This is a genomic window from Streptomyces sp. NPDC040718 (genome assembly GCF_055593565.1).
This window is the reverse complement of sequence record NZ_JBVIXO010000003.1, coordinates 258,661-284,467: the sequence shown is the minus strand read 5'-3', so window position 1 is coordinate 284,467 and position 25,807 is coordinate 258,661. Positions and strand designations below refer to the sequence as shown.

Genomic DNA, 25,807 nt, shown 5'->3' with positions numbered 1-25,807 from the left:
GATCATCCGGGAAGATCCCCCGCCCCCACCGAGTTGGTAGAACCGTGAACGAAATGCTGAGGGACGCGGCGGACGTGGACGTGGTGGTCGTCGGGGCCGGTCAGGCGGGGCTGTCCAGCGCCTACCACCTGGCCCGGGCCGGTATCGGCCACGTGGTGCTGGACCACTCGCCGCGCCCCGGCGGGGCCTGGCAGTTCCGCTGGCCCTCGCTGACCTACGGCAAGGTGCACGGCATGCACGCGCTGCCCGGCATGGAGCTGACCGGCGCCGATCCGCTGCGGCCCTCGTCCGAGGTGATCGGGGAGTACTTCGCGGCGTACGAGGAGCGCTTCGGCCTGCGCGTACGCCGCCCCGTGGACGTGTCGGCGGTGCGCGAGGGCGTCGGGGGCCGGCTGCTCGTCGAGTCGGCGTCCGGGAGCTGGTCGGCGCGGGCGCTGGTCAACGCCACCGGGACCTGGGACCGGCCGTTCTGGCCGCGGTACCCGGGCCAGGAGCTCTTCCGGGGGCGCCTGCTGCACACCGCGGACTACCGCGGGCCCGGGGAGTTCGCCGGGGCCCGGGTGGTCGTGGTGGGCGGCGGCACCTCTGCGGTGCAGCACCTGCTGGAGGTCTCCGAGGTGGCGGCGGGGACCACGTGGGTCACGCGGCGGCCGCCCGTGTTCCGCGAGGGGGCGTTCGGCGAGGCGGAGGGCCGGGCGGCGGTCGCCCTGGTGGAGGAGCGGGTGCGTCGGGGACTGCCCCCGCGGAGCGTGGTCAGCGTGACCGGGCTGGCCCTGACGGAGGCCGTGCGGGCGGGGCTGGACTCCGGGGTGCTGGAGCGGCTGCCCGTCTTCGACCGGATCACCCCGACCGGCATCGCGTGGGCGGACGGGCGGAGCGTGGACGCCGACGTGATCCTCTGGGCCACCGGCTTCCGGGCCGCCGTCGACCACCTGGCGCCGCTGCGGCTGCGCGAGCCGGGCGGCGGGATCCGGGTGGAGGGGACCAGGGCGGTGCGCGACGAGCGGGTCCACCTGGTGGGCTACGGCCCGTCGGCCTCCACCATCGGCGCCAACCGGGCGGGCGGCGCGGCGGTGCGCGAGATACGCCGGCTGCTGGCCCGGGGCCCGGCGGCCGCTCAGCCCGTGGCCGGACCCGGGTCCGGGCCGTCCGCGGGGAACTCCCGGTCGGCGGTTCCGGCCTCGCGGGCCTCCTCGCTCGCGTAGACGCGGCCGACGCCGTCGCGGACCTCCAGGACCGGATCCGTCCACTCCTCGGCGGGCTCGGGGACGAACACGTGCGCCACGGCCCGCTCGGCGTCGTACACCAGCAGGGAAACGATCCTGTAGAGCCAGTCCCCGATGTCCCCGAGCCGCTGGAGCGGATGGCCGGCGGGGCCGCCGACGCGGATCACGTAGAACCGGTCGTCCTGCCACCAGCCGCCGTTGTCCAGCCACCGGCCCTCCCCGACGGGGACTCCGTCCACCCACAGGCGGGCGGCGTCCGGGCCGCCCCGGAGCAGGAGCACCGCGCTGTGCCGGTCGTCGCCGGTGAAGTGGACCCTGATCTCGTGCGTCGTGAAGCAGTCGGTGAAGCGGCTGCACGCTCCGGGTACCGGTCCGGAACGGAGGCGGGCCGGGCCGTCGGGGGTGCGCGGGGCGGGATCCTGGCCGCAGACCTGCGGGGTGCGGCAGCGCCGGTCGACCCGGCGGCTGCAGCCCAGCCCCATGGCGGCCATGTCGCGCGGCGCGGCCCGGGACAGCAGGAGGGCGAGGCGTTCGCGGTAGCGGTCCGCGCCGACGAGGGCGGTGAGCTCGCGCTCGCGGTGCCACCACAGGAGCAGGTCGACTCCGTCCGGGGAACGGGCCAGCCACTCATGCCAGTCCGCCACGTCGCCGCCCCAGAGCTCTTCCAGGTGCTTGCGGGCGGCGATCGCTCCCGGGTCCTCGCCCTCGCCCTCGTCCTCGTCCGCTTCCTCCGCCTGCGGTGCGGTGCCGCCCGGTCCGCCCGGCGCGGCCGCGCGGGTCCTCGTACGACGTGTCCACCATGACCGTCCCATGCTTCGCCGCCCCCTGTCCGCGCGTCCGTCAGGCGGTCGATCGTAGGACGGGGCGCGGGCCGGGCGCCTGCTCATTTCACGGCGGGGCCCTTCACGGCGGGACCCTTCGCGGGCGGTCCGGCGGCGGCGGCCGGGCCGGCGGCGGCGCGCTGCCGGTTGAACTCCGCGACGTGTTTCCTGTGCTCCCCGTAGGTCGCCGAGAAGCGCGTGTCACCGGGCTTGACGGTCACGAAGAACAGCCAGTCGCCGGGCGTCGGCGCGACCGCGGCGGCCATGGCCCGCAGACCGGGGCTGTCGATGGGGGTGGGCGGCAGGCCCTGGCGTGCGTAGGTGTTGAAGGGGTGGTCGATGCGGGTGTCGCCGAGCGTGGTGTCCACGGTGTTGCGGCCGAGGGCGTAGTTGATGGTGGAGTCCATCTGCAGCGGCATCGACTTGGCCAGCCGGTTGTGCACGACCCGGGAGACCTTTCCCATGTCGGCCGGGTCGTCGGCCTCCGCCTCGATGACGCTGGCGAGGGTGGCCGTCTGGTACGGGGTCATCCCGTGCGCCTTGCCGCCGTCCTTGACGGCCTTGGTGGCGAGGTTCTGGTTGGCCGTCCGCACCATGAGCGAGAGGAGCGCGGCCGGCGTGGACTTCTTCGTCACCGGGTAGGTCGCCGGGAAGAGGTAGCCCTCCGGGTTTCCCTTCGCCTCCGCCGGCAGCTCCAGGGCCGCTGTGGCGACGGCCGATTTGGCGGTGCCCGTGGGGAGCCGCAGTTCGCGGTCGACCGCGGCGTAGACCTGCGCGGCCCGCCAGCCCTCGGGGATGAGCAGCCGGCGCGGCTTCTCGGGCACTTCCTCCTCGGGCAGCAGGGGTTCGATCACCACCGTGGCGAGCCCGATGCCGAGGAGCGCACCGAAGAGGAGCACCAGGCGGCCTCGGCGGGTGAGCCGGGAGCGGCGCGATGGCGGCTGGTGCGGCTGGTGCGGCTCGTACGCGTCAGGCATGCGGGCACGTTAACCCCCGGACCGGAGCCTTCCGGGCATCACACCCCGCTCCAGTCATACGATCACACGTTCACCGGAGTGGGTACGGGCTCCCCCGCGGGCCCCCTTCCGGAGTCGCCCCGCTCCCGGTCGGGCGCCTGGGCGGCGTCCCGGTCCCGGCGGACCAGTGCGGCGTAGCGGCCGCCGGCGCCGAGCAGCTCCTCGTGCGTCCCGCGCTCGGCTATCCGGCCGGCGTCCAGCACCACGATCTGGTCGGCGTCGCGGATGGTGGAGAGGCGGTGGGCGATGGTGATGGTGGTGCGGCCCTTGGACAGGTTGTCGATGGCCCGCTGCACGGCGTGCTCGGTGCGGGTGTCGAGGGCGCTGGTGGCCTCGTCGAGGATGAGCACCGGCGGGTCGCGCAGGATCGTGCGCGCGATGGCCAGCCGCTGTTTCTCGCCGCCGGAGAAGCGGTAGCCCCGCTCTCCGACCAGGGTGTCGTAGCCGTCGGGCAGGGACTCGATGTGGTCGTGGATCTGTGCCGCGCGGGCGGCCTCGACGATCTCCTCCTGCGTGGCGTCCGGCTTGGCGAAGCGCAGGTTGTCGGCGACCGAGGCGTGGAAGAGGTAGGTCTCCTGGGAGACCACGCCTATGGACCGGGCCAGCGAGTCGAAGTCGAGGTCGCGTACGTCCACCCCGTCGAGGGCGACCCGGCCGCCGGTCACGTCGTAGAGCCGCGGCACCAGGTAGCTGAGGGTGCTCTTGCCGGAGCCCGTGGGGCCGACCACGGCGAGGGAGCCGCCGGCCGGGACGGTGATGTCGATGCCGGTGAGGGTGGGGCCGGTCTTGGCCTCGTAGGCGAAGTGGACGTCCTCCAGGCGGACCTCGCCCCTGGCGCGGTCCAGGCGGACGGGCTGCGACCGCTCGGTGATGTCCACCGGCAGGTCGAGGTACTCGAAGATCCGGGCGAAGAGCGCGAGCGAGGTCTGGATCTGCACGCCGGTGGACAGCAGGCTCACGGCGGGCCGGAACAGGCCCTGCTGGAGGGTGACGAAGGCGACGAGGGTGCCGACGGAGAGCGAGGGCGCGCCGGTCTGCAGGGCGATGCCCGCGGCCCAGTAGATGAGCGCGGGCATGGCGGCCATGACGATGCCGATGGTGGACATCCGCCAGCGCCCGGCCATGCTGGAGCGCACCTCCAGGCCGACGAGCTTCTCGGACTCCTCGGAGAAGGCGTCGGTGAGGGACTGCGAGCGGCCCATGGTGCGGCCGAGCAGGATGCCGCTGACCGAGAGGGACTCGGTGACGGTCGCGGCCATGGCGGCCATCTGCTTCTGCCGCTGCATGGTGATCTTCTTGCGCTCGTGCCCGACCCGCCGGCTGATCCACACGAACACGGGCAGCAGCAGGAGGGAGACCACGGTCAGCCGCCAGTCGAGCGCGAGCATCGCGACGACGGATGCGATCACGGCGGTCAGGTTCGACACGAGCGAGGTCGCCGTCGAGGTGACGGTGGCCTGCATGCCGCCGATGTCGTTGGCTATCCGGGACTGCACCTCGCCGGTGCGGGTGCGGGTGAAGAAGGCCAGCGGCATCCGCTGGAGCTGGGCGTAGACGGCGGTGCGCAGGTCGTGCATGACGCGCTGCCCGACGGTGGTGGAGATCAGCGTCTGGAGCACGCCGAAGACGCTGGTCACGACCGCCGTGAGGATCATGCCGAGCGCGAGCAGGCTGAGCAGCCCGGTCCGGCCCTGGGGGATCGCGACGTCCAGGATCTCCTTGAGCAGGAACGGCGATGCCACACCGACCAGCGAGGACGCGGCGACGAGTGCTCCGACCACGGCGAGCCGGCCGCGGTAGGGGCGGAACAGGGCGAGGATGCGGCGCAGCTCGCGGGGGCGCTCAGCCGGGGCCGGGCGGGTGGGGTCGAGGGCTTCGTTCGATGGGATCCACTTCGGTTCGTCGTGGGGCATGGGCCTCCTTACAGGCGGGACTGTGATGAGCTTAGCTCATTGTTACCTACGCTCACAATGAATCCGGTCCTGATACTGTTCCCAGTATGAGCACCGGTTCCGAGACCGACACCCGCGATTCCACCGACGGCGTCCTCGCCGAGCAGCTGCTGCGCCTCACGCGCCGCCTCCACCGCATCCAGAAGCGCCACATGGAGCCGCTCGGGATCACCCCCGCCCAGGGCCGTCTGCTGCGCCTCGTCTCGCACTACGGCGGCGACCAGCCGCCCCGAATGGCCGACCTGGCAACGCGCCTTGAGGTCGTACCGCGTGCCGTCACCACCCTCGTGGACGGTCTGGAGGGCGCCGACTGCGTGCGCCGCGTGCCCGACCCCGCGAACCGCCGCGTGATCCGGATCGAGCTCACCGAAACCGGTCGCGCCACGCTGCGCCGTCTGCGCAACGCGCGGACCGACGCCGCAGAGGAGATCCTTGCTCCATTGACCGCCGGACAGCGCGAGGTGCTCGGCGGCCTGCTGAACGCGCTGGCCGACGCTCCCGCGGAGCGCCGCTGCTGAGACGGGAGGGGCGGGCGCCGGCACCGGCGCCCGTGCCGCACCGCGACCGACAAGGGGCTGCTCATGCCGCTGCTCGAACCGAAGCCGGGAGCCCTGCGCCCGCGCGGCATGCGCGCCCCCGCCCCCGACCGGATCCCCGACCGGCTGGCCGGCGGCACCCCGCCCGCCCTGCGCGCCGAACTGAGCGAGCTGCTCGGCGCCGATAAGGTGCTGTGGAAGGTCTCCGACCTGGTCCGCTACGCCGCCGACGCCTCCCCGTACCGGTTCGTCCCGCAGGTCGTGGTGGTCGCCGAGGACATCGACGACGTCTCCGCGGTCCTCTCGTACGCCCACGGGAAGCAGCGCGAGGTGGTCTTCCGGGCCGCGGGGACCTCCCTGAACGGCCAGGCGCAGGGCGAGGACATCCTCGTCGACGTGCGCCGCCACTGGGCCGGGATCGAGGTCCTGGAGGAGGGCCGGCGCGCCCGGATCCGGCCCGGCACCACCGTCTTCCGGGCCAATGCCGCCCTGGCCCGGCACGGCCGGATCCTGGGGCCCGACCCGGCCAGCGCCGTCGCCTGCACCCTCGGCGGGGTCGTCGCCAACAACTCGTCCGGCATGACGGCCGGGACGACGAGGAACTCGTACCGCACCCTGTCCTCCCTCACCCTGGTCCTGCCGACCGGCACCGTCGTGGACACGGCCGACCCGCTCGCGGACGAGGAGCTGGCCCGCGCGGAACCGGGCCTGTGCCACGGGCTGATGGAGCTCAAGCGGGAGATCGAGGCGGATCCGGCCCTCGTCGCCCGGATCCGGGCCAAGTACGAGATCAAGAACACCACCGGCTACCGTCTCGACGCCTACCTGGACGGCACCACGCCCGTCGAGATCCTGCGCGGGCTGATGGTCGGCTCGGAGGGCACGCTCGGCTTCATCGCCGAGGTCGTCTTCGACACCCTCCCCCTGGACCGGGAGCTCACGAGCGCGCTGCTCTTCTTCCCGTCCCTGCCCGCCGCGGCCGCCGCCGTACCGCTCTTCAACGACGCGGGCGCCCTCGCCGTCGAGCTGATGGACGGCAACACCCTGCGCGCCTCGGTCAGCGTCGCGGGCGTGCCCGCCGACTGGGCGGAGCTGCCCAAGGACACCGCCGCGCTGCTGGTGGAGTTCCGGGCCCCGGACGCGGCGGGCCGCGCCGAGTACGAGCGCCGCGCGGCCGCGGTGCTGCCCGCGCTGGAGCTGGTGGCGCCGGTCGCGTCGATCACCAACGCCTTCACCGGCGACCCGGCCGCCATCGCCGGGTACTGGAAGGCCCGCAAGGCCTTCGTCACCGCCGTCGGCGGGGCCCGCCCGCCCGGCACCACCCTGATCACCGAGGACTTCGCGGTGCCGCCGTCGCGGCTGGCGGAGGCCTGCGAGGCCCTGCTCGCGCTCCAGGCGGAGCACGGCTTCGACGCGGCCGTCGCCGGCCACGCGGCCCACGGCAACCTGCACTTCCTGCTCGCCTTCGACGCCGCCGAGCCCGCCGACGTCGACCGGTACGCGGCCTTCATGGACGCCTTCTGCCACCTCACCGTGGAGCGGTTCGACGGCTCCCTGAAGGCCGAGCACTCCACCGGCCGCAACATGGCCCCCTTCCTGGAACTGGAGTGGGGGCCCGCGGCGGCCGACCTGATGTGGCGCACCAAGCGGCTCGTCGACCCCGACTCGGTGCTGGCCCCGCGCATCCTCCTCGACCGCGACCCGCGGGCCCACCTGCGCGGCCTGAAGACGATCCCGAGGGTGGAGGACGTGGCCGACCCCTGCATCGAGTGCGGGTTCTGCGAACCGACCTGCCCCAGCGGGGACCTGACGACCACTCCGCGCCAGCGGATCGTGCTGCGCCGCGAGATGACGCGCCAGCAGCCGGACTCGCCCGTGCTCGCCGAACTGCTCGACTCCTACGGCTACGACGCCGTCGACACCTGCGCGGGCGACTCCACCTGCGGGCTCGCCTGCCCGGTCGGGATCGACACCGGCGCGCTGATGCGGGACTTCCGCCACCGGCGGCACGGTGCGCGCGAGGAGCGTGCCGCCGAGCTGGCCGCCCGGCGGTTCCGTACCGTCGAGGCCGGGGCCCGGCTGGCCGTGGCCGCCTCCGAGAAGATCACGCACGCCCTGGGTGACCGGGTGCTGAGCGCCGTCACGGGGGCGGCGCGCAGAGCCGTACGCCCCGATCTGGTGCCCCAGTGGCTCCCGCAGCTCCCCGGGGCCGCCGCGCGGCGGCTGCCGGAGACCCGGCGGGTGGGCGCGGCCGCCGTGTACTACCCGGCCTGCGTCAACCGGATCTTCGGCGGGTCCCCGGGGGACTCCGGCCCGTCGCTGCCGGAGGCGGTGGTGGCCGTGTCGGAGCGGGCCGGCAAACCGGTGTGGATCCCCCGCGACGTCACCGGGACCTGCTGCGCGACGATCTGGCACTCCAAGGGCTACGAGGCCGGCAACCGGCTGATGGCCAACCGGATCGTCGAGGCCGCCTGGGGCTGGACGGCCGGGGGCCGGCTCCCCCTGGTGGTGGACGCGTCCTCCTGCACCCTGGGCCTCGCGCACGAGGTGGTCCCCTTCCTGACCCCGGACAACCTCGCCCTCCACGCCGAGCTGCGGATCGTCGACTCCGTCGTCTGGGCGGCGGAGGAGCTGCTGCCGCACCTGGACGTACGCCGTACCGTCGGCTCGGCGGTCCTCCACCCGACCTGTTCCACGCGGCACCTGGGCGACGAGGCGCAGCTGCGCGCCGTGGCCGAGGCCTGCGCCGCGGAGGTGGTGGTCCCGGACGACGCGGGCTGCTGCGCCTTCGCGGGCGACCGGGGGATGCTGCACCCGGAGCTGACGGCCTCGGCGACGGCCCGGGAGGCCGCGGAGGTGACGGCACGGCAGTTCGACGCGCACCTGTCGGCGAACCGGATGTGCGAGGTGGGCATGGACCGGGCCACGGGCCGCCACTACCACTCGGCGCTGATCGAGCTGGAGCGCGCGACGCGCCCCTGAACGCGCCCGGCGCACAAGGAGGCGCGTGCGCCGGAACAGGCGCTGTACGCGCGCCCCCGGGCCGGAAAATCGATTGCCCCGGCCCGGCCCGGAGGACGAACCTTGCGCGGGTTGCAGTCATCGACCAGTTCGTGGGGCGTCATGCAGATCAGCGATCTTCCCTATCCGGATCCCGGGGTACCCGACGCCCGCTCCGGGCCCCGTTTCCTCTGGTGGCTGGGCCGGGGACAGCTCGGAGGCCAGGCCCGGAGCCTGGCCTGGGGGCTGGTGCACTTCTGCGGGATCGCCGGACTCCCGTACACGGTCGGCCTGGGCGTCGAGGCGGTCGTGGACCGCGACGGCGCCGGGCTGCTGCTGGCCGGCGGGCTGCTCCTGCTCTTCGGCGCGGCCATCTCGGTCGGCGACGCCATGCTCCACCGCACCGCCGTCACCAACTGGATCACCGCGGCCGCGCGGGTGCAGCAGCTCCTCGCCCGGAAGACCGCCGAACTGGGCTCCGCACTGACCCGGCGGGTCGCGGCGGGAGAAGTCACGACGGTTTCGACGGGTGACGTCGAGAAGATCGGATGGTTCGTCGAGGCGGTGTCCCGCTTCCTCGCCGCCGCCTTCGCGGTCGTCGCGATCTGCGTGGGCCTGCTCTTCTACGCGCCGGCCATCGGCGTGGTCGTCGCGGCGGGCGTACCGGTGCTCGCCCTGTCGGTGCTGCCGCTGTTGCCGCGTGCCACGCGGCGCGCGGACCTCCAGCGTGAGAAGGCAGGCAAGGCCACCGAGCTGGCCTCCGACACCGTGGCGGGCCTGCGGGTACTGCGCGGGATCGGCGGCGAGGAACTGTTCCTGGGCCGGTACCGGGAGGCCTCCCAGGAGGTCCGCGAGGCGGCCGTGCGCAGCGCCCGGATGTGGGCCCTGATCTCCGCGATCCAGGTGCTGCTGCCGGGCGCCCTGCTGATCACCGTGGTCTGGTACGGCGCGCTGCTCGTGCGGGACGGCCGGCTGGCGGTCGGCGAACTCGTCGCGGCCTTCAGTGCCGTGGCCACGATGCTCTACCCGCTGCGGCACTTCGAGGAGATCGCGCAGGCGTACTCCTTCTCGCGGCCCTCCGCCGCGCGGGCGGCCCGCGTGCTGTCGCTGACGCGTACGGAGGACGGGGCGGAGGGTGCCGCCGCCGGGGAGGCGGCCGCCGCTCCGGCGGCGGGCGGGGACCTGTACGACCCGGGCACGGGGCTGCTGGCCCCGGCCGGGCGGTTCACGGCGGTCGTGTGCGGGGACCCGGACCTGGCGGGACGGCTCGCGGAGCGGCTCGGCGGGCACCCCGTGGACGGTGCGGGCGGGGCGGCCCCGGTGCTGCTGGGCGGGGTCGCGCTGGACGGACTCGCGCTGGACGCGGCGCGCGGGCTGGTCCTCGTGCAGGACAAGGATCCGGTGCTGCTGTCCGGGACGCTGCGGGAGCTGTTCGACGTACCGGCCTCCGGGGCGGTCACGGCGGAGGCCGCGCTGGCCGCCGCCCAGTGCGGCGACGTCCTGGACGCCCTGCTCCAGTCGGTTCCCGACGGCGTGCAGGACCCGATGGACGCGCGGATCACCGAGCGCGGACGGTCCCTGTCGGGCGGGCAGCGCCAGCGCCTCGCGCTGGCCAGGTCCCTGGTCGCCGACCCGGAGGTGCTCGTACTGGACGAGCCGACGTCGGCGGTGGACTCGCACACCGAGGCGCGGATCGCCCGGGGCGTCGCGGAGCTGCGCGCCGGGCGCACGACGGTGGTACTGGCTTCCTCGCCGCTGCTGCTGGACCGCGCGGACCGGGTCGTCCTGGTCCACGAGGGCCGGGCGCTGGCGGCGGGCACCCACCGGGAGCTGCTGCGCGGCGAGCCCCGCTACCGGGCGGTCGTCACCCGGGAGACGGAAGAGGAACAGCGGTCGGCCGCGTCCGGCGCGGGCGTACCGGCCGAGGAACTCACAGGGATCGAGGAATCCGCATGATCGGCGTGGTGCCGCCGCAACACGATCCGGCGGCCCCCGAGACGGCCGCCACCCTGCCGGTGGGCACGTCGGCGACCGTACGGGGCTATGTGCGCGGGCTGCTGCGGCGGCACCGGCGGGCGTTCGTGGTGCTGGTGACGGTCAACGCGGTCGCGGTGGTCGCCTCCATGGCCGGCCCGTACCTGCTGGGGCGGGTCGTGGACGACCTGTCGGCGGGGGCGCGCGAGCTGCATCTCGGGCGGGTGGCTCTGCTGTTCGCGCTGGCGCTGGCCGTGCAGACCTGCTTCGTGCGGCTGGTGCGGCTGCGCGGGGCGATGCTCGGCGAGGAGATGCTGGCCGATCTGCGCGAGGACTTCCTGGTCCGGTCCGTGGGACTGCCGCCCGGGGTCCTGGAGCGGGCCGGCACCGGGGACCTGCTGTCGCGGATCACCACCGACATCGACCGGCTGGCCAACGCGATGCGCGAGGCCGTGCCGCAGCTGGCGATCGGCGTGGTGTGGGCCGGGCTGCTCTACGGCGCCCTCGCGGTCACCGCGCCGCCGCTGGCGCTGGCCGCGCTGGTGGCGCTGCCGGTGCTGGTCCTCGGGTGCCGCTGGTACTTCCGTCGGGCTCCCTCGGCGTACCGCTCGGAGGCCGCCGGGTACGCGGCGGTCTCGGCCGTGCTGACCGAGACCGTCGACGCCGGGCGCACGGTCGAGGCGCACCGTCTGGGCGGGCGCCGGATCGAGCTGTCGGAACGGCGGATCAAGGAGTGGACGGCGTGGGAGCGGTACACGCTGTTCCTGCGGACGGTCCTGTTCCCCGTCGTCAACGTCACCTTCGTGACGATCCTCGGCGCGGTGCTGATGATCGGCGGGTACTGCGTGCTGCGGGGCTGGATGTCGGTGGGCCAGCTGACCACGGGGGCGCTGCTGGCACAGATGATGGTCGATCCGATCGGCCTGATCCTGCGCTGGTACGACGAGCTGCAGATCGCCCAGGTGTCGCTGGCGCGGCTGGTGGGCGTGCGGGAGATCGAGCCGGACGCGGGTGACCGGGCGGTGGCCCCGCAGGGCCGGGACGTGCGGGCGGAGGAGGTCCGTTTCGGCTACCGGGAGGGCGTGGACGTCCTGCACCGGGTGTCGATGTCCGTGCCGCCGGGGACCCGGATGGCGCTGGTGGGGCCTTCGGGCGCGGGCAAGTCCACGCTGGGCCGGCTGCTGGCGGGCGTCTACGCGCCGCGGACGGGCGAGGTCACGCTCGGCGGGGCACGGCTGTCGCGGATGCCGGCGGAGCGGGTGCGCGAGCACGTGGCGCTGGTCAACCAGGAGCACCACGTGTTCGTGGGGACCCTGCGTGACAACCTGCGCCTGGCCCGGACGGGCGCGGAGGACGCCGAGCTGTGGGCGGCGCTGGGCGCGGTGGACGCGGACGGCTGGGCGCGGGCCCTTGAATCGGGGCTGGACACCGAGGTGGGCTCCGGCGGGAGCGCGCTGACTCCGGCGCAGGCCCAGCAGGTCGCGCTGGCCCGGCTGGTGCTGGCGGATCCGCACACGCTGGTGCTGGACGAGGCGACCTCGCTGCTGGACCCGCGTGCGGCACGGCACCTGGAGCGTTCGCTGGCGCGGGTGCTGGACGGCAGGACGGTCATCGCGATCGCGCACCGGCTGCACACCGCGCACGACGCCGACGTGATCGCGGTGGTGGAGGGCGGCCGGATCAGTGAACTCGGCTCGCACGACGAGCTGGTGGCGGCCGACGGGGCGTACGCGGCCCTGTGGCGGTCCTGGCACGGCTGACGCTCCCCGCCGGACGGAAGGATCCGCCCCGTCAGCGGCCCCGCCCGGGGCCGCTGACGGGGCGGATCCCTGCGGGCGGGCGGGGGCTCAGATGAAGCCGAGGGCCGCCGCGCCGCCCATGCCGCCGAGGAGCATGAAGACCGGCATGAGCACCTTGAGCTCGACCCAGCTGCCGGCGCGGAAGCGCATCATCTTCGGCGGGCCCACCGCGTACCAGCGCTTCCCGGCGATGGGCAGGGGCCACAGGATCGGGCAGCCGGAGACCGTCAGCGCGTCGCCGATGTCGTGGACCAGCGCGCCGAGCATGATCGGCAGGCCGAGCCAGAGATACTCCTGGCCCGCGCCGGTGAACAGCCAGCCCGCGCCGTTGCCCGGCTCGTCGAGCACCCCGGCGAGGATCCACGCGCTGGTCGCGCCGAGCAGCCAGACCAGGACGTCGCTGGACATCCGGGCGGCCCGCCACAGCAGTCCTTCGACGGCCAGCACCAGGTGCACGAAGAGCAGCGCCAGTACGCCCCAGCGGTCGAAGCCGACCGCGACGGCCGAGGATCCGGCGCCTATGAGGACGGCCCAGAGCCAGGTGTGGGTCAGGGTGCGGTGGCCGCCGCTGCGGCGGGCGTCGCGCGGGGAGCGGGTCGCCTTGTAGACGGCGTAGGAGATCTTGTCGACCACCTCGCACAGGCCCCGGGAAAGGGGACCGAAGGCGCGCGAGATCGTCGCCGACTTGTGGTCGAGGTCGGGGGCGAGGGCCGCGCCGGCGCAGATGAGGGCGCCGACGACCAGTACGGGCCACGGCATCGGGTGTCCGAACGCCGCCGCGGCCGCGCCCACCCCCAGCCAGGCCGCCGCTCCGGACAGTGAGTGCGCCGGACCCATCATGCTCGTTTCCCGCCCCGGTCCTGTCGTGGTGGGCCCTGTGGAGGGATTCGGTCGGGCCGCCTCGACGGCCCAGCGTACCGGCGATGATCTTCGTTCTGTCCGCCGGTTCCCTCTTCCGGGGGGAATCCAGGCAAGATGGGGGGCGTGACCCTCATTGATCAGCTCCCGCCGACCGCCGACCCCGACGCCCTCTTCGAGGCCTTCTCCTCGTGGGCGGAGGACCAGGGCATCACCCTGTACCCGGCGCAGGAGGAGGCGCTGATCGAGGTCGTCTCCGGCGCGAACGTGGTCCTGTCCACCCCGACCGGCTCCGGCAAGAGCCTCGTCGCGGCCGGAGCGCACTTCACCGCGCTGGCCCAGGACAAGGTCACCTTCTACACCGCGCCCATCAAGGCGCTGGTGTCGGAGAAGTTCTTCGACCTGTGCAAGCTCTTCGGCACCGAGAACGTCGGCATGCTGACCGGCGACGCGTCCGTGAACGCCGACGCCCCGGTGATCTGCTGCACCGCCGAGGTCCTGGCCTCCATCGCCCTGCGCGACGGCAAGTACGCCGACATCGGCCAGGTCGTGATGGACGAGTTCCACTTCTACGCGGAGCCCGACCGCGGCTGGGCCTGGCAGATCCCGCTGCTCGAACTGCCCCAGGCGCAGTTCGTCCTGATGTCGGCGACCCTCGGCGACGTGAAGCGGTTCGAGGACGACCTGACCCGCCGGACCGGCCGCCCGACCTCGGTGGTCCGCTCCGCGACCCGGCCCGTCCCGCTCTCGTACGAGTACGTGACCACGCCGATCACCGACACCATCACGGAGCTGCTGGAGACCCGGCAGGCGCCGGTCTACATCGTGCACTTCACCCAGGCCCAGGCGGTCGAGCGGGCGCAGTCGCTGATGAGCATCAACATGTGCACCCGCGAGGAGAAGGACAAGATCGCGGAGCTGATCGGCAACTTCCGCTTCACCACCAAGTTCGGCCAGAACCTCTCCCGCTACGTCCGCCACGGCATCGGCGTCCATCACGCGGGCATGCTGCCCAAGTACCGGCGCCTCGTCGAGAAGCTGGCCCAAGCGGGCCTGCTGAAGGTCATCTGCGGCACCGACACCCTCGGCGTCGGCGTCAACGTCCCGATCCGCACGGTGCTGTTCACCGCGCTCACCAAGTACGACGGCAACCGCGTCCGCACGCTGCGCGCGCGGGAGTTCCACCAGATCGCCGGCCGGGCCGGCCGGGCCGGGTTCGACACCGCCGGCTTCGTGGTCGCGCAGGCGCCCGAGCACGTCATCGAGAACGAGAAGGCCCTCGCGAAGGCCGGCGACGACCCTAAGAAGCGCCGCAAGGTGGTCCGCAAGAAGGCCCCCGAGGGCTTCGTGGCCTGGTCGGACACCACCTTCGAGAAGCTGATCGCCGCCGACCCGGAGCCGCTGACCTCGCGCTTCAAGGTCACCAACATCATGCTGCTCTCCGTGATCGCCCGGCCGGGCGACGCCTTCAAGGCGATGCGCCACCTCCTGGAGGACAACCACGAGCCGCGCAAGGCCCAGCTGCGCCACATCCGCCGGGCCATCGCGATCTACCGCTCGCTGCTGGACGGCGGTGTCGTCGAGAAGCTCGACACCCCGGACGCCGAGGGCCGCACGATCCGGCTGACCGTCGACCTCCAGCAGGACTTCGCGCTGAACCAGCCGCTGTCGACCTTCGCGCTGGCCGCCTTCGACCTGCTGGACCCGGAGTCCCCCTCCTACGCCCTGGACATGGTCTCCGTCGTCGAGTCCACCCTGGACGACCCGCGCCAGATCCTGGCGGCCCAGCAGAACAAGGAGCGGGGCATCGCGGTCGGTGCGATGAAGGCCGACGGGATCGAGTACGAGGAGCGGATGGAGCGCCTCCAGGAGGTGACCTATCCCAAGCCCCTCGAAGAGCTGCTCGTCCACGCCTACGACGTCTACAGCAAGAGCCACCCGTGGGTCCGGGACCACCCCGTCTCCCCGAAGTCGATCATCCGCGACATGTACGAGCGCGCGATGACCTTCACCGAGTTCACCTCCTTCTACGAGCTGGCCCGTACCGAGGGGATCGTGCTGCGCTACCTGGCGAGCGCGTACAAGGCGCTGGACCACACCATCCCGGACGACCTGAAGTCCGAGGACCTCGAGGACCTCATCGCCTGGCTGGGCGAGCTGGTCCGCCAGGTCGACTCCAGCCTCCTCGACGAGTGGGAGCAGCTGGCGAACCCGGAGGTGGAGACGGCGGAGCAGGCCCAGGAAAAGGCCGACCAGGTCAAGCCGGTCACGGCCAACTCCCGCGCCTTCCGCGTGCTGGTCCGCAACGCGATGTTCCGCCGGGTCGAGCTGGCGGCCTTGGACCACGTCGACCAGCTGGGCGAGCTGGACGCCGAGTCCGGCTGGGACGCCGACGCCTGGGGCGAGGCCATGGACGCGTACTGGGACGAGTACGACGACCTCGGCACCGGCCCCGACGCGCGCGGCCCGAAGCTGCTCCAGATCGAGGAGGACCCGGCGCACGGCCTGTGGCGCGTCCGCCAGACCTTCGCCGACCCGAACGGCGACCATGGCTGGGGCATCAGCGCCGAGGTCGACCTCGCCGCGTCCGACGAGGAGGGCCGGGCCGTCATCCGGGTCACCTCGGTCGGCGAGCTCGGCGAGCTCTGACCGGAACCCGCAAGCCACCGCGGGCGGCCCCGCCCGGCCCGCCGGACCCGACAGTGGAGAACCTGTGATGACGAACCCCGCCGAGAGACTGGTCGATCTGCTCGACCTGGAGCAGATCGAGGTCAACATCTTCCGGGGGGCGAGCCCCCAGGAATCCCTCCAGCGCGTGTTCGGCGGGCAGGTCGCCGGCCAGGCGCTGGTGGCCGCCGGCCGGACCACCGAGAGCGACCGGCCGGTCCACTCCCTGCACTCGTACTTCCTGCGCCCGGGCATCCCCGGGGTGCCGATCGTGTACCAGGTGGAGCGGGTCCGTGACGGGCGCTCCTTCACCACGCGCCGGGTCACCGCCGTCCAGCAGGGCAAGACCATCTTCAACCTGACCGCCTCCTTCCATCACCCGGAGGAGGGCAGCATCGAGCACCAGCTGCCTCCCCGCCTCGACTTCCCGCACCCGGACACGCTCCCGAAGGTCGCGGACGAGATCCGCGAGCACCTGGGCACCCTGCCCGAGGCGCTGGAGCGGATGGCCCGCCGCCAGCCCTTCGACATCCGGTACGTGGACCGGCTCCGCTGGACCCCCGAGGAGCTCAAGGACGCCGATCCGCGCAGCGCGGTGTGGATGCGGGCGGTCGGCCCGCTGGGCGACGACCCGCTCGTGCACACCTGTGCCCTCACCTACGCCAGTGACATGACCCTCCTCGACGCCGTGCGCATCCCCGTGGAGCCGCTGTGGGGCATGCGCGGTTTCGACATGGCCTCGCTGGACCACGCCATGTGGTTCCACCGGCCGTTCCGGGCCGACGAGTGGTTCCTGTACGACCAGGAATCGCCGATCGCCCACGGCGGACGCGGGCTCGCCCGCGGCCGCATCTACGACGTCGAGGGCAGGCTGCTGGTCTCCGTGGTGCAGGAGGGCCTCTTCCGCCCCTACCCGGCCGAGAAGGCCCGGCCCGCCGTCTCGCCCCAGTGACTCCCGCGGCGCCCGCGGCATCCCGGGTGCCGTGTGCGCCGTACGCCCGCTCCCGCTTCCCCGTCCCCCTCACCGAAGAGCTGATCGCACCGATGCCCACCCCGGCCCTCCCCTGCCCCTGCGGGCTGCCCGCCTCCTACGCGGACTGCTGCGGCCGCTTCCACTCCGGCGCCCGGCAGGCGCCCACCGCCGAGCTGCTGATGCGTTCCCGCTTCAGCGCCTTCGCGGTCGGCGACACCGCCTACCTCATGCGCTCCTGGCACCCGTCGACCCGCCCGGGCCGGCTCGACCTGGATCCGGACCAGCGATGGGAGCGCCTGGAGATCCTCGCCACCGAACGCGGCGGGATGTTCGAGACGGAGGGGGCGGTGGAGTTCCGCGCCCACTACCGCGAGGGCGGCCACACCGGCTCGCTGCACGAGCACAGCTCCTTCTCCCGCGAGGGCGGGGCCTGGGTCTACGTGGGCCCCCTCTCCCCCGTCGCGTTCGACTGACCGCGCGCGCCGGCCAGGGCGGAGTCCAGGCCGGCGCGGTAGCCGCGGACCTCCTCCGGCGGCTCCGCCAGCAGCAGCCGCCGGGCCACGGCCTCGGCCGCCGCAACCCGGGGGTGGCCGTAGGGCGGTGGCGGGGCGAGGGCGGCGAGCACGATCCGCTCCGCCGGGTCGGGCACGGCCGCCCGCACCTCCTCCTCCGGGAGCACGGACGCCAGTACGGCCGCCCGCTCCCAGGGATCCGCGGTCCGTCTCAGCAGCAGCCCCACGTGCCTCCCCCGCCACCTGCGCGGCCGCAGGTCCGCCCCGGCCGCCATCAGCTCCCGGTCCCCCGGGGGCGCGGCCCCGCTCAGCATCCCGGGCTCCCTGGCGGCGAACTCCCGCAGCTCCGCGGCCAGGTAGAGCCAGACGACGGCCCGGTAGCGGTTGATCCGGTAGCCGACGGGCGTGAGGTGCCCGCAGCGCGCGAGCCGGGTGAACCGGCTCGGCCCCACCTCCAGCACCCGCGCCCCCGCGTCCGCGCCGGCCGTGGTCTCGACCCGCGCGCGCAGCTCCCGCGGGAACCCCTCCCCCGCCCTGACCCGGTCCAGCTCGGCGCGGGTGAAGCGGGCGGCGCCGCTCCCCGACCGGGGGCCCGGCCGTACCAGCCCCAGCTGTACTGCCCGGGCGAACTCGCCCCGGCTCAGCCCCAGTTCCCCGGCCGCGCGGATCCCGCTGAGCGGCGCGCACGCCTGCATGTCCACCTTCATCACAGTCCTCCCCCACGAGTGGCGATCACTCCGTGTGAAGACCGTAACCAAGTGTGACGAAGCCCCGCGAGGCCTGTGGATAACTCGCGGACCGGGACGGAAACCTGGGCGCGGTCACCCCCCGGTGATCCGCCGCTCCGCGACGCCCAGGTGCTCCCCGACCCGGTTGACCAGCAGCGTCATCTCGTAGGCCACCTGCACGATGTCGGCCTCGGCGGCGCTCAGCGCGCACAGGCAGCTGCCGGAGCCGGCCGCCACCACGAAGAGGAACCCCTCGTCGTACTCGACCATCGTCTGGCGCACCTCGCCCGCCCGGAAGTGCCGTCCCGAGCCCTTCGCGAGGCTCTGCAACCCGGCGGCGACGGCGGCCAGGTGCTCCGCGTCCTCCCGCGCCAGCCCCGCGCTGGCGGCCGTCACCAGCCCGTCGTTCGAGAGCACCACCGCGTGCCGGACCTGCTGGACCCTGCGCGTCAGATCGTCCAGCAGCCAGTCGAGCTGCTTGTCCAGTGCCATTTCCAGCCCCTCCCCGTTGACCCGGCCGACGTGGCCGCGCCCCACCCCGCTCGGTCGTGCCGCAAGCCTTCCCCACCAGGGCCTTTCCGGCAAGGAGGATGGACGCATGGCACGGAAGATGACTCAAGAGGAATGGCGGGCCTTCGGACGGCACTCCACACACACCTCGACCCCGTCCGCGGCCGGCGAGGACGGAAGCCCGCACACCGCTCCCATCTGGTCCGTTCCCGACCGGCGCCCTGTCGTCTTCACCACCGGCGAGAAGGCCGTCAAGGGGCGGAATCCGGCCCCGGCCTACGGCCCGACGGCGTCGAGCAGCCGGGCGGTGTGCACCCGGCCGGCGTACTCCACCAACCTGATCAGCACTTCCTTCCCCGAGTCCTTGTCCCGCGCGTCACACAGCACCACCGGGGTCCCCTGCTCCAGGTCCAGCGCCCGCGACACCTCGTCCGAGGCGTAACCGCGCGCCCCGCTGAAGCAGTTGACGGCCACCACGAAGGGGATCCGGCGGTGCTCGAAGTAGTCCACCGCCGGGAAGCAGTCCTCCAGCCGCCGGGTGTCGGCGAGGACGACCGCCCCGAGCGCGCCCTGCGACAGCTCGTCCCACAGGAACCAGAACCGGTCCTGGCCCGGCGTCCCGAACAGGTAGAGCGACAAGCCCGCCCGGATGGTGATCCTGCCGAAGTCCATGGCCACGGTGGTCGTGGTCTTCTGGTCCACCCCGCCCGTGTCGTCGACCAGTTCGCCCGCCTCGCTCAGCAGCTCCTCCGTGCGCAGGGGCCTGATCTCGCTGACCGCGCCGACGAGCGTGGTCTTGCCGACCCCGAAGCCGCCGGCCACGAGGATCTTCAGGGCGAGCGCGGCGAGTTCCTCCTCGGCCGCGGCGCCCGCGCCGGAACCCCCGGGACCCGTCGTGCCGTTGTCGTGCAGTCCCATCACAGTGCTCGCAATCCCTCGATGACTTCCCGCAGAATCCGCTCGTCCGGCAGCTGCGCGGGCGGCACCGGCCCGCTGACCCGCACGTGCCCCGCCTCCAGCAGGTCGCCCAGCAGCACCCGCACCACGCCCACCGGCAGGTCCGCCTCGGCGGCGAGCTCCGCGACCGACTGGGTCTCGGAGCGGCAGAGCCCGAGCAGGGTCCGGTGCTCCGGGCCCAGCAGGGCCTCGTCCCCCGCCCCGGCCGCCTCCGGGTCCACCACGACCAGGGCGATCAGGTCGAACCGGACCCCGTGCGGGCCCGGCTTCGTACGCCCTCCGGTCATGGCGTACGGGCGGACCAGCGGGCCCGCGTCGGCGTCGTACCACTGGCCCTCCATGCGCCGGACCGCCGTCCTCACCCGGCGGCCGGCGGGCGGACCGCGAACCGGGGCGGCGTGTAGAGGTGCTCGCCGACCCGCTTGACCAGCCGGGCCATCTCGTAGGCGATCAGCCCGATGTCGGCGCCGGCGGTACTGAGGACGGCCAGGCAGGAACCGTCCCCGGCCGCCGCGACGAAGAGGAACCCCTCGTCCATCTCGACCATCGTCTGGCGCACGCTCCCGGCGTGGAAGTGCCGGCCCGCGCCCTTGGCGAGGCTGTGGAAGCCGGAGGCGACCGCCGCCAGGTGCTCGGCGTCCTCCCGGCCCAGGGCGCTGGAGGAGCCCACCGCCAGCCCGTCGTTGGACAGCACCACGGCGTGGCGGACCTCCCGGACCCGCATGACGAGCTCGTCCAGCAGCCAGTCCAGTTCGCCGGATCTGCGGATGCCGTCGAGGGCGGTCCTGTGGTGTTCGATCATCACACTTCTCCTTCGCTGCCTGCGTGGGGGGAATCGTCCTGGGAGCCGCGCGCCCACCCGGCCCGGTACGCGGCCATCCGGTCGCGCGCCTGCTCCGGGCTGCGCTCCGGGGGGGCCGCCGGGGGCCGCGCACCGGCCGGGGCCCGGGCGGCGGCGGGGGCCTCGCGCAGCTGCGGGACCAGGCTGGCCTGGCGTACGCGGCGCGGCAGTTCGGTCACCGAGGCGGCCGGAGCGGCCGGCCCCGGAGCCGCTGCCGTCACCGGGGCGGCCGGTGCGGTACGGATGACCGTGCCGCCGGGGCCGCGCGGCCGCAGCGGCGCCACAGGGGCGGGCAACGGGGCCGGCCGCGGTCCGGTACCGGGCGCGGGCGCGGGCGTGGTCACGGGCGCGGGCGCGGGCGTGGGCGTGGTCACGGGCTCGGAATCGGGCGCGGGCACGGATTCGGGCGCGGGCACGGATTCGGGCGCGGGCACGGATTCGGGCGCGGAGCCGAACGGATGCTCCGGCTCCGTCCTGTCGGCGGACGGGGCCTCGATCGCCCCTTGGAGGAGGGAGTTGGGCAGCAGCACCACGGCGGTGGTGCCCCCGTAGGGGGAGGGCCGCAGGTGAACCTGGATCCCGTGGCGAGCCGAGAGCCTGCTGACCACGAAGAGGCCGAGCCGGTCGCTGTCGAACAGGTCGAGGTCCTCGCAGTGCTCGATCCGGCGGTTGGCCTCCGCGAGCGCCTCGCGGCCCATGCCGAGTCCGCGGTCCTCGACCTCCAGGACGTAGCCGGCGCCGACGGGTTCGCCGCTGACGCGGACCCTGGTGTGCGGCGGGGAGAACTGGGTGGCGTTCTCGATCAGTTCGGCGAGGAGGTGGGTGAGGTCGGCCACGGATCCGCCGCTGACGGCCGCCTCGGCGAGCCGGCGGACCTCCACGCGCGGGTAGTCCTCGATCTCCGAGACGGCGGCGCGCACGACGTTGGTCAGCGGCACCGGCATCCGCCACGCCCGGCCAGGGGCCGCGCCCGAGAGGATGATCAGGCTTTCGGCGTGGCGCCGCATCCGGGTGGTGAGGTGGTCGAGGCGGAAGAGGTCGCCGAGTTCGCCCGGGTCGTCGGCGCGGCGCTCCATCGAGTCGAGGAGGTCGAGCTGCTTGTGCACCAGCACCTGGCTGCGCCGGGCGAGGTTGACGAAGACGCCGCTCACCCCGCCGGCGAGTTCGGCGCGCTCGACGGCGGCGCTGAGGGCGGCCCGGTGGACGGTCGACAGGGCCTCCCCGACCTGGGTGATCTCGTCCTCGGCGGGCGGCCCGAACGGGGCCTCGGCCTCGACGTCGATGCCCGCGGCCCGCCCGGCCCGCAGCCGTTCCATGGCTTGCGGGAGCTTGCGGTGGGCGATCTCCAGCGCGGTGTTGCGCAGCGACACCAGCTCCACCACGAGGGCGCGGCCGATCCGTACGGAGATCACCAGCGAGGCCGCGACCGCCACCAGGCCCAGCAGCACCGCGGCGCCGGCCGGGCCGAACGCGCCTTCGGCGAGCGGGTCGGCGCGTCCGGCGGACCGGGCGTGCGCGGCCTGCCGCACTTCGCGCATCGAGCCGCTCACGGCCGCGTGGGCGGTGTCCCAGCCGGCCGGCGCCCCGTGCACCTCGCGCGCCGCCGAGGCGGCCGCCGAAGCCGCGGGGGCGGAGGTCGCGGCGGCGGGGACGGGGTTGGCGGCGGCCGGTGCGGGGGCCGCCGCCAGGGCCCTGTCCTCGGCGGCGGTGAGCTCGGCGTACGGGGTGCCCTTCGAGACGGCCTCCCAGACGGACCGCTGGGCCGCCGGCAGGTCCCGCGAGGCGGCGGCGGTGAGGGTGCGGCGGGTCTCCACGGCGCCGGCCAGGCGGCGCAGCGCTTCGGCGGTGCGGGGGCCGGGGAGGGCGAGCAGGGCGTCCTCCCGGGACAGCAGCTCGCCGGCCCGGGCGAATTCCAGCAGCACCCGCGCGTCGGGGCCGAGTTCGGCGTCGGACCCCCCGGAGAGGGCTCCCTCGGCGGCGAGGGCGGAGTCGGCCACGCGGGTGTAGGTCTCGTACGCGCCCTCCGGGGTGGCGCGGCGGGCGGCGATGTCCTTGCGGGCGGGGCGGAGCGCCTCCGCGGCGGCGACGAACGCGCCGAGCCGGGCGACGGTGTCGGTGCGGTAGTCGCCGGAGTCGGCGACGGTGTGCCGGTCGCCGAGGCGCAGCCGGCGTACGGCTTCGTCGGTGCGGCGGGCCTGCTGGTCGAGGGCGGAGGCCTCGCCGGAGGCGGGGTCGGCGAGGAAGCGTACGGCGGCCCGGCGCTCGGCCTGGATCTCGGTGAGGGCGGCGGCGACGGGGGTGCGTATCTCGGCGTCGACCTGGCGGACCCTGCTGAGCCGGGCCATGTCCTGGGCGGTGCTGACGGTGGCGAAGCCCCAGAGGGCGAGCAGGGAGACGACCGGGACCATCAGCAGGGAGACGATCTTCGCCCGGACGGTGGCGGGCCGCAGCCGGTCCCACGGACCGCCGGGCCGGCCGCCGTCGGCGCCCGCGACGGGGGCGGGCCCGGGGTGGCGGGATTCGGGTCCGCGCGGTCCCGGCGGTTCCGGTGGCTCCGCCGCGGGGGGACCGGCGTGTGCGCGGCGGCCTCGGGACGCGGGCCCGGGGTGCCGTGGCGGCGCTGCTTCCGGTCTTCTGCGGGGTCTGCGCATGGGCTCCTCGTTCCGGGGCGGTACGGATCCTCAGGGGGCGGCGGGGGTCAGCGCGGGGTGAGGGGGCCTTCACCGGGCCGCCGTGCTGCTGCTCCGGCGGCGGCCGGGGTGAAGCCGGGACCGGCACCGGGACCCGCCACGGAGCCGGGCCCCCGGCCGGCCGCCGCGGGAACCCCCGGCGCGGAGGCCGAGACCGACGCCGCCCGCTCGTCCGCCGTCGGGGAGAGCGCCACGAAGGCGGCGGTGATGAAGAGGTAGGAGCCGAGCCCGACCGCGAGCGGGAAGATGAACTGCATGGCGGTGGCTCCGGGCAGGGCCGCGTCCGAGGGGGTGACGCGCACGGAGACGGCGGTCATTCCGGTGTAGTGCATGCTGCTGACGGCGGCGCCCATGACGAGGGAGGCCACGGCGACGGCCAGCGGCGACTTGATGTTGAGGGCGGCCCACAGCGCGGCCGTGGCGGCGACGACCGCGATGGCGACCGAGAGGCCGACGGTGAGCGGGTCGTACTCGATCCGGCCGTGCAGGCGCAGGGCGGCCATGCCGAGGTAGTGCATGCTCGCGACCCCGAGTCCGGTGGTCAGGCCGCCGAGGACGAGGGAGCGGCCGCGGTCCTTGCCGTAGCCGACGGCGAAGACCCCGGCGCCCACGACGAGCATGGCGACGAGCAGGCTCAGCAGGGTCATCGGCACGTTGTAGTGGATCTCGGTGCCGGTGACGTCGAAGCCGAGCATGGCGATGAAGTGCATCGTCCAGATGCCGGTGCCGATGGCCGAGGCCGCGGTGAGGAGCCAGTTGCGGCGGGAGGCGCCGGTCGCGGCGAGCGCGCGGACGGTGCAGCGCAGGCCGAGGGCGGCGCCGATCGATGCCATCACGTATGACAGCGCGGGTGTCAGCCAGCCATAGGCGGCGTGGTCCAGGTGTCCCATGGCCACGGGACGCTAGTGCGGGTGAGGGCGCGAACAAGGGGCGCATTTCGAAAGACGCTGTAACTGCTGGAATATGACAGAGAGACGTTCATCTCCGATCACACCGCGCGCCACCTTGCACACGGTCCGCAGCGACCAGGACGGTGCGGGATCATGTGCGCATGAGCCGTATGAGTCGTACGAACGAAGACCACACGCGTGTGCAGGAGTTCTTCGGGGCGCGCGCAGCCGCCTGGGACGGCAAGTTCCCGGAGGACGGGCCCGCCTTCGCGACGGCCGTGGCGGAGTTCGGCGTGGGGCCCGGGGACCGGGTGCTCGACGCGGGCTGCGGTACCGGCCGGGCGCTGGTCCCGCTCCGCGCGGCCGTCGGGCCGTCCGGAACCGTGCTCGGCGTGGACCTGACCGAGGAGATGCTGGCCGAGGCGCGGCGGGCCGGACGCGACCGCGAGGGGACCCTGCTGCGCGCCGACGTGGCCCGGCTGCCGTTGCGCGACGGGGCGCTGGACGCGGTCTTCGCCGCCGGGCTGATCGCCCACCTGCCCGAGCCCGCCGAGAACCTGCGCGAGCTCGCACGCGTGGTCCGCCCGGGCGGCCTGCTCGCGCTCTTCCACCCGATCGGGCGAGCCGCGCTCGCCGCGCGCCACGGCCGCGAGCTGACGCCGGACGACCTGCGGGCCGAGCACAACCTCGGCCCGCTGCTGTCCGGTGCCGGCTGGCGGATGACCTCGTACGCCGACGAGGACACCCGCTTCCTGGTCCTGGCCGTGCGCGGCTGAGCGGGCCGCACGGGCCCCGGCCGGGAACCTTTCGTACGTCGGCCCGCGCGCCCGCACCCGCCCGGCCCCGGGGGTTACGTCGGGGGCTGGGCCTCGGCTCCGGCCGGGCGGCGCGGGTGCGGCACGGGGCAGCCGCCGGCGCCGGGCACGGGGAAGGTGCCGAGCTCGCCGACGTCGTAGCCCCCGCGGTAGCCCTTGATCTCCGGGTTCTGGCGGGCGTAGTGCGGGGCGGTGCGCGGGGGCAGCAGCCGTACCGCCCGGCCGCGCAGCCGCAGCGCCCCCCGCACCAGCCGCCGCAGGCCGGGGCGCGGGGTCTCGTACCGGAAGGCGTCCAGCAGGGGCTCGTCGAGCAGGGCGAGGCTCGCGCCGCGCACGGCGGGGGCGAGCGGCGCCGGGTACCAGGAGGCCATCAGGTCGAGGGTGGAGTCGGCGACCTCGCGGCCCCCCTCGTCCCAGCCGAAGTGGGCTTGCTCGTACGCGTCCAGGGTGCTCTCGAACTCCTCGTAGGAGCCCGGGATGTCCGTGATGCCCATGTGCCGGCCGAGGGTGGCGTAGTAGTTGGCGCAGGCCCGGCGCTCGTGGTGGGTCAGCGGGCGCCAGCCGTAGGCGTCGAGCCAGCGTGCCGGAATCACCACGAACGTGGACAGGACGTAGCGCATGTCGTCGTCGGAGATGTCGTAGCTGCGGTGCATCTGGTTGACGCGGCGGATCGCGGTGCGCGCGGTGTCGCTCTCGAAGCCGTGCTCCACGACCGCGTCGAGGAGCAGCGAGGTGTCGTCGTACCGCTTCTGGGCGCGCTCGGTGAACTCCGCGGTCTCGGCGAGGAGGGCCCCGATGGAGGGGACGGCGTAGGTCCTGAAGAGTGCGAGCTCCAGGGCGCGGGTGAAGTCCCAGGGGAACTCGTAGGTGGCGGTGAGCCGGTAGATGGCGAGGAAGTCCTTGTCGGGGTCGAGCCGGAGGATTTCCCTCAGCCGGTCGTAACGCTGCACCGGTCTCCCTTTCTGTGGCGGGTCCCCAACTCTACGTGCAGGTAGCGGGCTTGGAAATCGATCCCCGTCGGGTCTCGACGTGCGAGTTACCC

General features: G+C 74.0%; 21 protein-coding genes. 9 read left to right on the top strand and 12 right to left on the bottom strand.

The features are described from left to right. Positions 1–44: 44 nt before the first annotated feature. The gene (locus ACZ597_RS10005; protein ID WP_471327448.1) at positions 45–1,205 is read left to right on the top strand and encodes an FAD-dependent oxidoreductase; all 1,161 of its coding nucleotides are present in this window, start codon (positions 45–47) and stop codon (positions 1,203–1,205) included. Here the strand turns inward: ACZ597_RS10005 and ACZ597_RS10000 are convergent. The 3 genes from ACZ597_RS10000 to ACZ597_RS09990 all read right to left on the bottom strand — a co-directional run bounded on the left by ACZ597_RS10000 (position 1,118) and on the right by ACZ597_RS09990 (position 4,976). Next, entirely contained in the window at positions 1,118–2,038 is a 921-nt protein-coding gene (locus ACZ597_RS10000; protein WP_471327446.1) for a hypothetical protein, read from the bottom strand. The two genes, ACZ597_RS10005 and ACZ597_RS10000, sit on opposite strands and share 88 nt — an antisense overlap. Positions 2,039–2,109: 71 nt before the next feature. Continuing rightward, positions 2,110–3,024 carry an endolytic transglycosylase MltG gene (gene mltG / locus ACZ597_RS09995; RefSeq protein ID WP_471327444.1) on the bottom strand — a complete coding sequence of 305 codons (915 nt, stop codon included), beginning with the start codon at positions 3,022–3,024 and terminating at the stop codon, positions 2,110–2,112. Between the two features lie 62 nt (positions 3,025–3,086). Then, a complete protein-coding gene (locus ACZ597_RS09990) occupies positions 3,087–4,976 on the bottom strand; it encodes an ABC transporter ATP-binding protein (protein ID WP_471327443.1) in 1,890 nt (629 codons plus the stop codon). Positions 4,977–5,062: 86 nt separating this feature from the next. Between ACZ597_RS09990 and ACZ597_RS09985 the strand changes: the two genes are divergently transcribed. The 4 genes from ACZ597_RS09985 to ACZ597_RS09970 all read left to right on the top strand — a co-directional run bounded on the left by ACZ597_RS09985 (position 5,063) and on the right by ACZ597_RS09970 (position 12,285). Beyond that, positions 5,063–5,533, top strand: coding sequence for a MarR family winged helix-turn-helix transcriptional regulator (locus ACZ597_RS09985; protein WP_471327440.1), 471 nt, complete (start codon positions 5,063–5,065; stop codon positions 5,531–5,533). A gap of 63 nt (positions 5,534–5,596) precedes the next feature. Further along, a complete protein-coding gene (locus ACZ597_RS09980; protein WP_471327437.1) occupies positions 5,597–8,533 on the top strand; it encodes an FAD-binding and (Fe-S)-binding domain-containing protein in 2,937 nt (978 codons plus the stop codon). Positions 8,534–8,674: 141 nt separating this feature from the next. Beyond that, the gene (locus tag ACZ597_RS09975) at positions 8,675–10,507 is read left to right on the top strand and encodes an ABC transporter transmembrane domain-containing protein (protein ID WP_471327434.1); all 1,833 of its coding nucleotides are present in this window, start codon (positions 8,675–8,677) and stop codon (positions 10,505–10,507) included. Further along, positions 10,504–12,285, top strand: a complete 1,782-nt coding sequence (locus ACZ597_RS09970) for an ABC transporter ATP-binding protein (protein ID WP_471327431.1) — start codon at positions 10,504–10,506, stop codon at positions 12,283–12,285. Before ACZ597_RS09975 ends, ACZ597_RS09970 begins: the two co-directional genes overlap by 4 nt. Before the next feature lie 87 nt (positions 12,286–12,372). Here the strand turns inward: ACZ597_RS09970 and ACZ597_RS09965 are convergent, their stop codons facing one another. Then, positions 12,373–13,164, bottom strand: a complete 792-nt coding sequence (locus tag ACZ597_RS09965) for a metal-dependent hydrolase (RefSeq protein ID WP_471327428.1) — start codon at positions 13,162–13,164, stop codon at positions 12,373–12,375. Positions 13,165–13,308: 144 nt separating this feature from the next. Here ACZ597_RS09965 and ACZ597_RS09960 point away from each other — a divergent pair, with 144 nt between their 5' ends. The 3 genes from ACZ597_RS09960 to ACZ597_RS09950 all read left to right on the top strand — a co-directional run bounded on the left by ACZ597_RS09960 (position 13,309) and on the right by ACZ597_RS09950 (position 17,295). After that, the gene (locus ACZ597_RS09960; RefSeq protein ID WP_471327426.1) at positions 13,309–15,831 is read left to right on the top strand and encodes a DEAD/DEAH box helicase; all 2,523 of its coding nucleotides are present in this window, start codon (positions 13,309–13,311) and stop codon (positions 15,829–15,831) included. Between the two features lie 67 nt (positions 15,832–15,898). After that, positions 15,899–16,801: an acyl-CoA thioesterase gene (locus ACZ597_RS09955; protein ID WP_471327423.1), complete on the top strand. Its 903-nt coding sequence runs from the start codon at positions 15,899–15,901 to the stop codon at positions 16,799–16,801. A 92-nt stretch (positions 16,802–16,893) separates the two neighbouring features. Continuing rightward, on the top strand, positions 16,894–17,295 hold the full coding sequence (locus ACZ597_RS09950; protein ID WP_471327959.1) for a YchJ family protein: 402 nt from the start codon (positions 16,894–16,896) through the stop codon (positions 17,293–17,295). Here the strand turns inward: ACZ597_RS09950 and ACZ597_RS09945 are convergent. The 7 genes from ACZ597_RS09945 to ACZ597_RS09915 form a co-directional block, all read right to left on the bottom strand. Beyond that, positions 17,259–18,041, bottom strand: coding sequence for a DUF6397 family protein (locus tag ACZ597_RS09945; RefSeq protein ID WP_471327421.1), 783 nt, complete (start codon positions 18,039–18,041; stop codon positions 17,259–17,261). The two genes, ACZ597_RS09950 and ACZ597_RS09945, sit on opposite strands and share 37 nt — an antisense overlap. A 114-nt stretch (positions 18,042–18,155) precedes the next feature. Further along, entirely contained in the window at positions 18,156–18,554 is a 399-nt protein-coding gene (locus ACZ597_RS09940; protein WP_042800536.1) for a roadblock/LC7 domain-containing protein, read from the bottom strand. A 294-nt stretch (positions 18,555–18,848) separates the two neighbouring features. Further along, complete coding sequence (locus ACZ597_RS09935; protein ID WP_471327420.1) at positions 18,849–19,490, bottom strand: GTP-binding protein; 642 nt, start codon at positions 19,488–19,490, stop codon at positions 18,849–18,851. After that, the gene (locus tag ACZ597_RS09930; RefSeq protein ID WP_471327417.1) at positions 19,490–19,870 is read right to left on the bottom strand and encodes a DUF742 domain-containing protein; all 381 of its coding nucleotides are present in this window, start codon (positions 19,868–19,870) and stop codon (positions 19,490–19,492) included. The genes ACZ597_RS09935 and ACZ597_RS09930 overlap by 1 nt, the downstream gene beginning before the upstream one ends. A gap of 17 nt (positions 19,871–19,887) precedes the next feature. After that, a complete protein-coding gene (locus ACZ597_RS09925) occupies positions 19,888–20,331 on the bottom strand; it encodes a roadblock/LC7 domain-containing protein (RefSeq protein WP_471327415.1) in 444 nt (147 codons plus the stop codon). Continuing rightward, positions 20,331–23,021 (bottom strand): sensor histidine kinase, encoded by a 2,691-nt coding sequence (locus ACZ597_RS09920; RefSeq protein ID WP_471327413.1) that lies wholly within the window; start codon positions 23,019–23,021, stop codon positions 20,331–20,333. Before ACZ597_RS09920 ends, ACZ597_RS09925 begins: the two co-directional genes overlap by 1 nt. 47 nt (positions 23,022–23,068) lie before the next feature. Next, positions 23,069–23,950, bottom strand: a complete 882-nt coding sequence (locus ACZ597_RS09915; protein WP_471327410.1) for an MHYT domain-containing protein — start codon at positions 23,948–23,950, stop codon at positions 23,069–23,071. 170 nt (positions 23,951–24,120) lie between these two features. Between ACZ597_RS09915 and ACZ597_RS09910 the strand changes: the two genes are divergently transcribed. After that, complete coding sequence (locus tag ACZ597_RS09910; protein ID WP_471327958.1) at positions 24,121–24,726, top strand: class I SAM-dependent methyltransferase; 606 nt, start codon at positions 24,121–24,123, stop codon at positions 24,724–24,726. Between the two features lie 74 nt (positions 24,727–24,800). Here ACZ597_RS09910 and ACZ597_RS09905 read toward each other — a convergent pair whose 3' ends face one another. Next, positions 24,801–25,715 carry an oxygenase MpaB family protein gene (locus ACZ597_RS09905; protein ID WP_471327407.1) on the bottom strand — a complete coding sequence of 305 codons (915 nt, stop codon included), beginning with the start codon at positions 25,713–25,715 and terminating at the stop codon, positions 24,801–24,803. Between the last annotated feature and the right edge of the window lie 92 nt (positions 25,716–25,807).